Source organism: Streptomyces sp. TSRI0281, assembly GCF_001905125.1.
GTDB lineage: Bacteria > Actinomycetota > Actinomycetes > Streptomycetales > Streptomycetaceae > Streptomyces.
The window spans coordinates 490,345-502,829 of record NZ_LWLE01000035.1 but is presented as its reverse complement, the minus strand read 5'-3'; the positions used below and the strand labels follow the sequence as shown (position 1 = coordinate 502,829).

The 12,485-nt window shown below is 67.0% G+C and carries 4 protein-coding genes; 2 read left to right on the top strand and 2 right to left on the bottom strand.

Features of this window, described 5'->3' with window-relative positions:
- Window positions 1-146: 146 nt before the first annotated feature.
- A complete protein-coding gene (locus tag A6A29_RS36800; protein WP_073727328.1) occupies window positions 147-521 on the top strand; it encodes a type II toxin-antitoxin system VapC family toxin in 375 nt (124 codons plus the stop codon).
- A 20-nt stretch (window positions 522-541) separates the two neighbouring features.
- Here the strand turns inward: A6A29_RS36800 and pglX are convergent, their stop codons facing one another.
- Window positions 542-4,333 (bottom strand): BREX-2 system adenine-specific DNA-methyltransferase PglX, encoded by a 3,792-nt coding sequence (pglX, locus tag A6A29_RS36795; RefSeq protein ID WP_107468392.1) that lies wholly within the window; start codon window positions 4,331-4,333, stop codon window positions 542-544.
- Window positions 4,330-9,018 (bottom strand): BREX system serine/threonine kinase PglW, encoded by a 4,689-nt coding sequence (gene pglW, locus A6A29_RS36790; protein WP_073727326.1) that lies wholly within the window; start codon window positions 9,016-9,018, stop codon window positions 4,330-4,332. The genes pglX and pglW overlap by 4 nt, the downstream gene beginning before the upstream one ends.
- 341 nt (window positions 9,019-9,359) lie before the next feature.
- Between pglW and A6A29_RS36785 the strand changes: the two genes are divergently transcribed.
- The gene (locus A6A29_RS36785) at window positions 9,360-12,428 is read left to right on the top strand and encodes an AAA domain-containing protein (RefSeq protein WP_073727324.1); all 3,069 of its coding nucleotides are present in this window, start codon (window positions 9,360-9,362) and stop codon (window positions 12,426-12,428) included.
- Window positions 12,429-12,485 lie beyond the last annotated feature (57 nt).

Below are 12,485 nucleotides of genomic sequence, written 5' to 3'. Positions count from 1 at the left end.
AAGGCGGGCCAACCGGTGGCGAGGACGCTGCCCCCACGGCCGCAGGTACGGCGGCAGGGCCGGGGCTTGCTCCGGGGTCGCATCCGTATCCCCGCCAATTTTGACGACGCGCCCGCCTCGGTGGCTGACGCTCTCGGGATGCGCTGATGCGTCTTCTGCTCGATACGCGCGTGGTCATGTGGTGGATCGCTGACTCGGCTCACCTGTCCGCATCGCTCAAGGAACTCCTGGAGACCGAGCCTGCTGTCTACGTCAGTGCGGTGTCACCGTGGGAGATCACCATCAAGCAGTTCCTCGGCAGGCTCGAAGGCCCCGGGGACTTGGCCGAGCAGGTACGTGATCTCCAGTTCAGAGCGCTGCCCATCACGGCCGATCACGGCGTGCGGGCAGGCCGACTCCCCATGGTGCACGCCGATCCCTTTGACCGGATATTGATCGCGCAGGCGCAGGCCGAAGGGATGGTGCTGGTCACCCGGAACCGCTGGATTCCGCAGTACGACGTGCAGGTCATGTCGGCCTGACCCGCACGACGTCCGGCGTCTTAGCTGCCTGCTTGCCGCCGACCGCGACGGGCTGCGGCGGGGCGCCAGTCGCGCAAGTCGTCGTCGGTCAGCCCGTGCTCGCCCTGCTGGGCGGAACGGTAACCGGCGAAGAAGGCGGCGGGTGTACCGCTGTACAACGGATCGAACGTGTTGTGCCACTGGCCAAGCCAGGGCTGAAGTTCGAGGAGGCCCGCTAGGAGAGGCACCATTTCCTCGGCGGACAGCCTGTCATCGTTCGTGAAGTAGGTGGTCAGCGCCTGCGCCTGCTCGCGGTGATCCCAGCCTGCCCAGCCGAACAGGTCGGGGACGCCGGAGATCGCACCGGTCGCGTACGAGATGAACCGCTCCTTCGGCACGTCGAGCTTGCCGCGTGCTCTCCAGTAGGACGGCTTGAGGAAGTCGGCCGAGGTGTACTTCGGCGGTACGGGGATGGCGTCCCGGATCTTCCGCTTGGCTGGCTCGTCCGGGGCTGCGTCCTCCTCACGCTGAAGCGCCCAGACGTCCTCCCAGTCGGCACGCTTCTTCAACCCGGAAGGCTTGTAACGGAGGGCAGGGAGGAACGGCACGTGCTCATCCGCGAGGAGTTCGGCGACGACGGTCGCCAGCTCCTTGCGGGGTGCGTACAGATCGGCAACGGAAACGAAGTCCTCATCGAGCGCGAGGGCGCTGGTGAGCTGGGCACGCGTGAGCAGCGTCGGCTGCCCTTCCTGGAACCAGAGCTCACGGTTCTCCATACGGTCGAGCAACCAGGACTTGAGAGCCCGCTCCTGGAGAACGTCCCAACCCTCGGTTGCCCAGCGCCGCTTGTACTCGGGCCGCTCCACCATGCCGATGGCCCGGGACGACTCGATGGCGTCGATGCGCTTCTGGACGACTGCCTTGTAGGCGTCGGACCAGTGGTCGGGCATCTCGGTGATGGGAGTGGAGCCATGCCGCTTGAACCACTCGCCGGATGCCTCACCCTTCTCCACCCGCCGCGCCAGCACGATCTCGAAGGCCCGCTCGCCGAGGGCAAGTTCGGGGACATCGGATTCGGGGGCGCGCAGGTCTTCGGAGTGCAGCTTGTAGAGGGAGTAGACCTGCCAGTCCAGCTCTTCTTGAAGGGCGATCATCTGGGCGCGGGTGGAGTGCCACTCGGTAGTGGCTTTGCGGAGTGAAGTGGCTGTAGGGAATGACTTCGCGATGACAGATGGGCTCACGGAAGTGAGTCTCTGGGCGAGTGTGTCCAAAGTGGTGCCGAGGGTCGTCGGGGAGGTGTCAGGGAGAGGGAATTGTTCCAACTTGGTCCCAGTGAACTCGAATCGATGTTCCCAGAGCTCATCCGAGATTCCGCCACCGATGCCGCCGTTACCCTTGGACTGGCTCACTTGCTTGAGCCAGAAGCAGGCAGTGGAACTGTTGAGCACTCCGAGTAGTTGCAGGTGGTCTTCTTCGCTCGCTTCCCGGCGAAGCTTGATCACTGGTGCAGTTCGTGTAAATGCGTGGCCGGTTCGATCAAGTACCACGTGATTATGTGTTGCGACGAACGCAAAATTCAAGGACCAGGAGTGCGCGTCAATGTCCTTGGGTAGTTGATGCCATTCCCACCAGGAGCGCCCATCGGCGAAGTAGGTTCGCCCCGAAAAGGTTGAGCGATTACCCAATTCGGTCCTGTTGGGCCATATTGTACGGGCCAGTCCCGGTGTGCTAGAGAGTGGAACGAGGGAGTGAGTGGAATCGTAAGGATGGAGTACATGGTCTCCGTCGGAGATGGTGTAGTCGCGAACCTCGTCGCCAACGCCCAGGCGTTTTGTGAATTCTGGCTCGACGGAGAGTGCGTCAAGTCGTCTGCGTGGAAAGGTAAGTGCATCATCGGCGTGTGTGTCGCCATAGAATCCGATTCGCGTGAGCAGGGCTCTAATCCTGGTGGTGCTTGCGGATTGGATCTGTTCCACCATTTCCAATCCGCCATCCGTTAGAATCCATGGTTTACGGCTGAAGTACCTTTCGCGTTCCAGGTCATCAACAGACACCCATTGGCTCGCGGAGTTGGGCTTGTTAATCTGGTCTAGAATTGCATTCCAGACGAGTCCGTTTGCGCCGTCGTCCGGGGTCTTGGGTTCGCCCTGGATGCTTCGCACGGTGCGGATGGTCTCCGCGCGTTTTCTGCCTGATCGTCGGCGCCCTACGAGGATTACAGTCGGTGTGGCATGCCCCGGGATGTATGCCCCGGATGTATCAATAACCTCCATCAATTCAACTTTGTGCGCGAAGTACTCTTCAATCAGCTTGGTTCCGAACTCTCGCTTCATGAAAGAGTTCGCCGTGATCTGTCCAGCCATTCCATATCCGCGCCCGTCGGGCTCCCCCACTTTCGCTAGCTGGAAAAAGCGCTCCGCGAAGGGGACGGACAAGGCGTACGTCCCTCCGCAAGACGCATAAAGTGCCCGATAGAGTGCATTCAGCTTCCTGTCCTTAACCGTGATGTACGGCGGGTTCCCCACCACCACGTCATACCGCCCCCGCTCCAGAATCCCCGGATAGTCATCCAGGTCCTCCGTTGCATACGCGAAATCAACGAGCCGCTTCCCCGTCTCCTCGCTGGTCAGCTCCAGCTCCTGCTGCCGGTCCTCGATCAGCGAATCGCCCACCGCCAAATGCACCGGCCAGTCGTACCGCCCCGCCCCCGCCAGCGTCCGTACATTCGCCGCAGCCATCGCCGCCAGCAGCAACCGGAACCGTGCGATGGCTACCGCGAACGGGTTGATGTCCACGCCGTGTACCGAGTTCAGCGCGTCCCGCACGCGCTCGTGCAGGTCGCGGTCCGGATGGCGTTCCGCCGACAGGCGTACCAGCCTCCTGAACGCACCCAGTACGAAGTGCCCCGAGCCGCACGTCGGGTCGATCATCTTCAACTCGTTGAACCGGCCGCCCATCTCGCGGACCACCGGGTCCATCGTCCGGTCGAGGATGAACTCCTCCACGAACTCCGGGGTCTGGAGCAGCGCGTACGTCTTCCGCGCCGCCTCCGAAAGGTCCTGGTACAGGTCACCCAGGAACCGGGTGTCCCACCCGTCCGTACCGTCAGCGTTCAGTGGATCCGCGAAGTCGTGGACGAGGACCGGCGCACCATCAGTACCGCCCGCACTGTCCTCTCCAGCCGGTCCCTCCCGCCGCTCGCGCCAGAACTCCACCAGCGCTCGCGCCCCGTCGTGCGACAACGGGATCTGGTACAGCGGATTGCGGTCCTGCCGGAACAGCAGCCTGCCCGCCTGGCCCGCGCCCAACTCCTTGAACGCACGCAGCAGCCAGCCCCGGTACGTCGGGTCCTCGGTCTCCTCCACATACTGGGCGTACCGCGCCTCCGCGAGGTCGCGTCGCTCGGCCTCAGCGCCCGTGAGATACGGCTCCGGGATCAGTCGGTTGTCCTCGCAGAACCGGACGAACACCGTGCCCAGCACCCACGCCACCGCGACCTGCGTGACGCGTTCGTCCAGCCAGGCGTTCCACGTCGCCGCCGTACGTCCCAGGCCCCGCGCCTCGTCGTACTCAGCCCGCAACCGGCCAGCGACCGCCTCCGCCGCCCGTACGTCATCCGCGCGATCCGCCGAGAGCTCCGCCAGCCGGCTCTCCAGCCAGACGTCCCACTTCGGGGCCTCGTCCGGAGGGAGGACCGCCTTGCTCGCCTTCCCGTACTCCGTGCGCAGCGGCTTGAGCAGCTTCTCGCCCTCCGCGACCTGCTTGCCGAGGTCCACCTCGACCGCCTTGACCTGCTTGATCAGGTCCGTCTTCAACGCCGTGCGGTCGATCACTTCTGGTTTTCTCCCCTAGTCGCGTTCATCGTCGGCACAGCGTTCCGCCTGCCCAACAGGCCCAACTCGTCGGTTCGGTGGGCGTTCGACACCCACGAGTCCGGCAGGACCACCCACTCACCCAGCCCCGCCTGATACGGCACAGCCGTCGCCCCCAGTCGCGGCGGGCGCGCCGGGTCGCTCTGCGGGCACAGCAGCCACAGGCCCCGCCCGCCATTCCTCGCCCGCTCGGCCAGCCGCTCCAGGCTGCCCATGGCGTCGTACCGGGCGAGCACCCCGGCGTCCGTGAGCAGCAGCGGGTTCTTGGGGCCCGGTGCCGACAGCAGCTCGCCCACCCGGGGTTCCACCGTGCTCCACGCTGTACGCGCGTACTCGGCGAACTTCATCGCGCCCCGAGAACCGGGCGGGGCCACATCCGCCCGCAGGATCGTCTCCCAGGTCGGCTTGGGGCGGGCGTCGACCAGTTCGTGGAGGGCGCTCAGGAACAGTTCGGTCACCGAGACCACCCCGGCGTCGAACCGGTCGCCCTCCAACTCCCGTATCGCCTGGTGTGCCAGACCTGTCCGTACCGTCAGGACGCGGAATCCGTCCCGTTGGGCCGAGGACAGCAGGCGTTCCTCCGCCGCGACCGCGCCCGCGAGCTGCGGATCGTCGGAGTAGCGGCGCGCGGCGATCGTGCCGGTCGCCTGCCGCTTGCCGTCCGAGGAGAGGAAGCTGGACGCGAAGTTCGTCCTCCGCGGCAGGTACCGCAGTGTGCGGGGGCGTCGGCGAGTGGATTCGGTCAGGTCGAATCCGGCCGCCTGCAACGCCTTCGTCAGCGGGCCGTTGACCGGGAGTGCGTGTCCGCCCCGCTTGTTCAGCAGCTCGGGGAAGCGGGCCCGTACCCGCTCGTGCACATCGGCGGCGGTCAGCCCCGGCTGGTCGGCCTCCGCCACGCCGGGGATCACGCGGACCAGCCCGGCCTGGGTCAGTCGCAGGGCTCGTACCAGCGGAAGGTTTCGTGGATAGATCTCCAGCCGGGGCGTCGCCGCCGCGTTCCGCGCTGCTGCCGCCGCTACCTCCACCAGGCGACGTTCGTCCCACTCCACGACCGCACTCGGTGTGGGGATCGCCGAGAGTTCCGTCAGAACCGTTGCGGCGGTCGGCAGTGTGTCCAGCTTCGCCAGCCGGTCCGCGACCCGGCCGAGCCGCTGAGCGTAGTCCAGCAGGCCCGGTGCGGACGGAGTCTGCGGGGCGTCGTCCTCGCCGACCTCCAGAGCCAGCAGCCCCGCCCCCATGCCCTCGTCGGCCGCGTCCCGGTTCGGAGCGTGCCGGAACTCGCCTTCCTGCGGGACGAGTTGCTCGACCTCCACCACTGCACGGACCGCCGCCAGGGCCAGCGCACGGCGCTGTTCAGGCTCCTGGAGCTGGGTTCCGCGGCGTACTGCGAGAGCGTCCGCGATCTCCGCGGCCGACGCGAGCCGGCCCATGGAGTGCAGCAATTCCAGAATCTCGGCGCGCAGCGCCCGTACCGTCGGATGCTTCTTCCAGCGGGTGCGCTGCGTCTTCAGCATCTGCGGAATCCGGCCCGCCGACAGGCCCAGCGCGTCCGCGACATCCTTCTGCTTCGGCCAGACACCGACCTCGGTGGGCAGCTCGCCGTGGCCATTGGGCAGGCGCAGCAGCAGCCGGACCATCTCGCACTCGTTGCGGTTCGTCCCGTCCTTCTTCAGCTCCGGCACGAAGACGGTGGCCAGGGTGTCCAGGCTGACGCCGCGCAGGGCACGTTCCGGCAGCGAACCCCCGCCACCGGCCTCGGCCATCGCACCGGCCACCGCGGCCTCGGCCGCCGAAAGCTCGGCCTTCGCCTCCTTGCGGCCCTCGGGAGTGAGCGGCGCGGCCGGGCGCTCGGCGAGCCGCTGGCGCCATTCCTTGATCCGGCCCAGGACTTCCTTGCGCGTCTTCGCGCCCAGGCCGGGGGCGTTCACGAGCTGGCGCTGGCTGTAGTCGAGCAGCTCTCCGACCGTATTGACGCGCAGCCCGTAGACGAACGATTCCGCGGCGGGGCTCAGCCCCGAAGCCGATACCGGAGTCGAGCGGTCCGCCTGAGCGGCCTGCCGGTCGCGCTGCTGCTCGGCGGTCTCCGTCTCGGCATCCGCGATCGCGGCACCCGCTGCCGGGACCTCCGCTCCCACCTCGGCCGCCGCCGAGTGGCGCGAGCGGCGTGAGGAGGGCTTGGCCTCGTCCATCGCCAGGAAGATCTTCTTCCAGGCATCGCGCATCGGCTTGAGATCGCGGAAGCGCTGCGACGCGTCCCGGTGCAGGGCCTTGCGGAAGAAGGCGAGCAGACCGTCCTTCACCGCAGGATCGAAAGCATCCACCGCGATCTTTGGATACGGCTCCTGCTTCGGGTCGGTCTGGCGCGCTGATACTCGCCCGTCACCCCACACCGGCAACTCGCGCGAGGCCATCTCATGGAGCGTGGCCGCCACGGCGTACCGCTCGGCATGTCCGTCGTACACCGAACGGTCCGTGAGCGTACCGATGAAGGGATCCAGGTAGCCGTCCGTACCCGCGCCGGTCTCCTGCACCGGGTATCCGGCGAGCGAGAAGTCGATCAGCACCAGTTCGCGGGTGCGGTTCGGACGGATACGGATCGCGATGTTGTCCGGCTTGATGTCGCGATGCCAGACACCCTCGCCCTCGAGGAAGTCCACCGCGCCGAACAGATAGTCCCCGTACGCCTCCAGCTGGTCCACCGACAGACGCCCGAACTCCCGCAACTGACGGGCAACGGTTTCCTCGCGCCGCCGGTTCTTCGTCGAACCAGGTGCTGCCGGCTCGACGTCGGCCGCGCGCTCGTCACCCACGTACTCCATGACCAGGACCGTGCGGCCCCCGATGCGCTGCGGCGTGGGCTCGACCAGCCGGATGATGCGCGAATCGGGTCGCAGCCGGCCCATGACCTCGGCCTCACGGGCCAGTACCGCGTCCCTGCTGCCGGAGAGTGCCACCTTCAGCACCGCGAGAGACTTCGAGAAGCGGACCTCCGGCCCGGCCGACAGATCCCGTACCAGGTAAGCACGGCTCGTCGACCCCGTACCCAGCCGGCGCTTCACCTCCCAGCGGCCCGCCAGTACATCGCCCGCGACCGCGTCCAACGGGTTCTTCTCGGGGACGGGCACCGGTGCCTGCTCGGCGGGGGCCGGTTCGGTCAGCTCCTCCTCGACGACCTCCAGCATTTCCAGGAAGTCGTCCACCGAGGACAGCCGGTCGGAGACGCTGTACGCGGTAGCCGCCTGCACCAGCTCATCGATGTACTCCGAGAGACCGTCGACCACCGCGCTCGGCCGCAGTCCCTCGCCCGCCTCGAACCGGGCCAGCAGCTCGGCCTGACTGGCCGCGGGTGCCTTACCCGTGGCCAGCAAATAGGTGAGTACACCGAGGCCGTACACATCCAAGGCGACCGGATCGGCCTTGAGGGCGGTCAGCTCGGGAGCGAGGTACGGGTCCGCACCCTCGGCGATGTGCGCACCGGCCCGCGAGAACGACGTCGGCGCGAGTCTGTCCCCGGCATTCTGGCCACCGTGCTCGGAACCGCGCTGGACGGCGACCTGCCAGTCGGAGATCTGTACGTACGGACTGAGCCAGCCCGCGTCCTCGCTGTCCGAACCCGCCGCTCCGCTACGGCCGCGCGGCATCAGATGGATCGCACGCGCCGCCAGGGTCCGGTGGTAGATACGCCTGCCGTGCGCGGAACGCACCGTCTCCGCCAGCTGACGCACGAGTGCCATTCGGCCGAGAATGTCCAGCTTCTCCCCGTACTGCGCCACGTACTCGTCCAGTCGCAGCGTTCTCGGGTCGTAGTCGAAGATCAACGCGGGGCCGGCGGAATGTCCCGACGGGTCGTACTGCTTGAGCTGCACCACACCTGGGTGGCGGAAGTGCCGCAACACCGCGGCCTCACGGCGGGCAGCGTGCTCCACGGAGGCCCGCAGCCCGGCATCCGAGCCGCGCTCGCGCAGATAGACGCGAATCCTGGCAGCCTCGGGCAGATCGCTGTGCCGGGCCAGATAGTCCGCCCAGGTGGGGCCGGAGTCGAACGACTTCCGGTGCAGCAGATACGGGCCGACCTTGTACTCCGCGTCACTGCGTGCGATGCCGACCCGGCCCAGAGCCGCCGCGATCCGTCGCGACCGCGGGGCGTCGATCCGCCGCTGCTCGAACTGCGGGGGCTCCTTCAGCGTCTTGACGAGCTGCGGAACGGTGTGGACACCGTGCTGGTCGTGGTGGGGGAGCCGGACCTTCAGCGAGGAGTCGGTGAAGCAGACCGCCTCCGAGACCCACACCCGCTCGCCGTTCAGCTCGGGCTCCAGCAGCCCGGCCAGCTCCTTGGCCTTCTTGTTCGCCAGGTGCAGAGGGTTGCCGTGGGCGACCTGCCGCCCCCTGGGCTGGGTCTGCAGCCAGGTTCCGCTGCGGGACTCCAGGGATCCGTGCCAGTCCTTCAGCTCGATCAGGAAGACGCCGCCGGGGGCGATCACCAGCAGATCCACCTCCCGGACGTGACCGGAGTTCGCGGTGAACGTGAAGTTCGACCAGGCCCGCCACGGATCGTTGTCCGGAAGCTCCGTGCGGATGGCTTCGAGGCCGCGACGCTCATGCGGGAACTCGGAATCCGTGACCGTTTCCCAGCGGCCCTCCCGCATACGCCGTCCTCACTCCGTTCCGAACCGACCTGCATACATTCCGACGTGCGTTCGATTTGAACGTCAGAATTCCCCTCGGATCGTATCGGCTCGCGGTGTCTGGGGGGAATCGGCCAAGATCATCTATCCGGTGGCGGGCGACCGGGTTTCCCCGCCGGTGGCCACGCGCTGGTGAGGGAACTCATTGCCCTCGCGCAATTCGCGATCGTAGAGTCCCGAGGCGGGTGAAAGCGAGGGGCCTGCTGCGTCTCGGAGGAGTCGGACTCAGGGGGCCGGAAAATGATGCTCTCCGTCCGGCCCTGGTGACCATGGCGGGACAGAGAGCGTGCGGGGGAGCAGATATGGCAGGGTCCGGGCGTCCGAAGCCGGTGGATGAACTTCTGAGGGCCGCACAGCTGGAGATCGCGGCGGAACTGCGCAGCGACGGGGGGAACAAGCCCAAGGCTTCCCTGCGTGAGGGGCGCAGGCTGTCCGTATCCGGGCCGCAGCACGAGTACGAATTCAGCTTCAAGCGCTGGCCCGAGGCTCTGAACGGTATGCCCCTCCTGGTGCGGCCCTCCCGATCGCAAGGTCCCTGGACACCGGCCGAGGTCACCCGCCTTCCCGACAACAAAGTCCGCTTCGTCACCGAGGCCGACCTGGGGCATGCGCCGGGCCAGGTGCAGCTGCGCGCGGACGAATCCCAGACCTGGAAGGTGCTGGCGGAGCGTCTCGCGTCTGTCGGCGAGGCCGACCATCCGGTACGGCCGGAGAGCGCCGGATGGATCACCGGCCAGGGGAGCCCGAAGGTGGGGCGTGAAGCCGACCCAGGGCGTTGGGTTGCCGACTGGCCTTCGCTCCGTCTCAACCCACCGCAACGCCAGGCTGTGGAACAGGCCCTCGCCAGTGAGGTCACGTTCCTGTGGGGCCCGCCCGGAACAGGAAAGACGGATGTGGTCGCGCACATTGTGGAGGGGTGCAGCCGCCAGGGGCTCAACGTGCTCTTCCTCGCTCCGACCAAGGTCGCTGTCGATCAGGCACTGGAACGGATCTGCGACCTGCTCTCCGGAGAGCAGGGCTTCGACACCGGTCTGGTGCAGCGGGCGGGCGGCATTGACGTCGAGTCGCTCCGGGAGCGGTACGGCGCGTACGTGGACCCCGAACAGGTGGCGGCGAGGCTCTCCGCCCATCTGCAGAGCGAGCTCACTCAGCTCACCTCCGCCCTGACAACGGTGCGCTCGGGCATCGCGCTCCACGAGCGGCTGCGAAGCCTGCACGAGGACCTGGTCGCTGCCCGAGCAGCGTACGGATCTGCGGGTGCTGCACGGCAGAAGGCCGGCCAGGCATCGAGTGATGCCCTGGAGATCGCGGATGCGATGGGGGCGCGCATTCGCCGCATCGGTACGCCGTCGGGTTTCTTCGCAGACCAGAAACAGGCCAAACTCGACGCGGCACGCACCGACCTCTGGAAAGCGAGCCAACAGGCGCTCGAGGCCAATGAGGCCAGGGACGCGGCGAAGACCGCACAGGACAAGGCGGCGCGGGACATCTCCCGCATCGGAACAGACATCACCGATCAGAACGCGAAGCTCGAGGGTGTTGAGCCGCTGCGAACCCTGACCGAACGGACCGATGTCCTCCAGAAGCAGATCAACGCGGCGGAGAAGGAGCTGCGGCGCATTTCCGACGCTGTGAGAGCCAACTGCCGGGTGCTCGGAGCCACCGTCGCGAAAGCCGCTCAGTCCCGCTCCCTGCTGGAGCGCACCGATGTCGTGGTGATCGACGAGGCAGGCATGATCAATTTGCCGATGGCCTGGTACGTAGCCGGCCTGGCCGGTAAACGCGTCGTGGTGGCAGGCGACTTCCGGCAGCTACCGGCTGTGAACAAGGCTGCCGATGACCGGGGCGCGAGTGAGGAGGACAAGGCACACGCGCGCCAATGGTCGGCCACGGATGCCTTCCGCGCGGCGGGCCTGGTCACCGCCGCTGGAACCGTGCGTCAGGACCCGAGGCTCGTCGCTCTCAGCACCCAGTACCGCATGCGTGAGCCGATCTGCGATCTCGTCAACGCTGTGGCCTATCCGGACGCACCGTTGCGTACCGGCCGGGACAACGAGAGCCGCATTCCCTTCAGTCCGCTTGTCAACGCACCTGTGATCCTGATCGATACGTCGGGGCACTGTGTTCCCGGTCCCAACCACAGGACGAACCCCGTCCATCAGGCCGCGGTACACGAACTCGTACGCGGTCTCCAGTACGACGGAGTGCTGCCACCGAGGAAGTGGGAGAACGTCCCGCCGGGCGAGCGGGCGACCGACCGCCTCGCGGTGATCGCCCCGTACAAGGACCAGGTCAAGGGCCTCAAACGTGTCCTGACCGAGCGGCTCGGCGCCGACTACGACGGCCTGGTGGAATCCGTGCACCGGTTCCAGGGAAGCCAACGACCGGTCGTGATCCTCGACACCGTGGCCGGAGCCGGTGACTATCCCGGTCATTTCTACCGAGGAACCGGCCTGGACTCCGAGACGTGCCGCTTGCTGAACGTTGCCCTGAGCCGAGCCCAGGACCACCTTGTCGTCATCGCGGACGTGGCGTTCCTCCGCAAGAAGCTTCCGCAGCGCAGCGAGGCGCGGACGATGCTCGACCACCTCGAATCGCGAGCCCAGTCCATCTCCGTCGACCAGCTCATCCCCATCAGAAGCGCGGCAGAACTCGCGGCACTGCCGGACGAGGAGCTGACCCGACCCGCGTTCTTCCCCGCTGAGCAGGTCGATCGCGCGGTGCACTGGGACATCGAACGCGCCAGGGAGAGCATCGACATCTATACGTTCCTGCTGGCGGTGCCCCGAGTGAAGAGATGGCTGGCACTCCTGGAGGAGAAAGCGGCTGCCGGTGTCAGAGTGGTGATCCACACCCGGTCTCCCGAGGAGCAGCGGGAGGATTCCGTGGTCGAGCGTCACCGCGGACTGGTGGATCAGCTCAAGGAGGCGGGCTGCACGGTTGAGTATCGCGAGCGCATGCACGAGAAGGTGTTCATCGTGGACGGCACCGTCCTCTGGCACGGCTCGCTGAACCTGCTGGGCAACCTGGGGCCCACCGACCTCATGATGCGGTTGGAGGACGCAGACTCGTGTGCTCAGGCGCGACGCGTTATGGACCAGGCGCGCAGGGAGAGTCCGGTGTACCGGGGTGGTGGGCGTCCGCATCGGGATTCGGGCAGCTCGCGGAAGGGCAATCCGAAGGCGGCCGAAGGCGTCGAGGTGGGGGCGACGGTCTGGGGGCGGCTCTACCTGAACGTTTCCTATCAGGAGAAGGACGAGGCCAAGCGCCTGGTGAGCGCCAGGTTCGATGGCGACAACAAGCTTTGGTACACGGACGCGGCACAGGTGATTCCGCAGGGAAAGCAGGGCTGGCTGCGCCCCAAACATTGAACGGTGCCGGTGGAGACCGGGCGTGACTGTGGCCGCCGGACGGGGGCTGCGACGGAG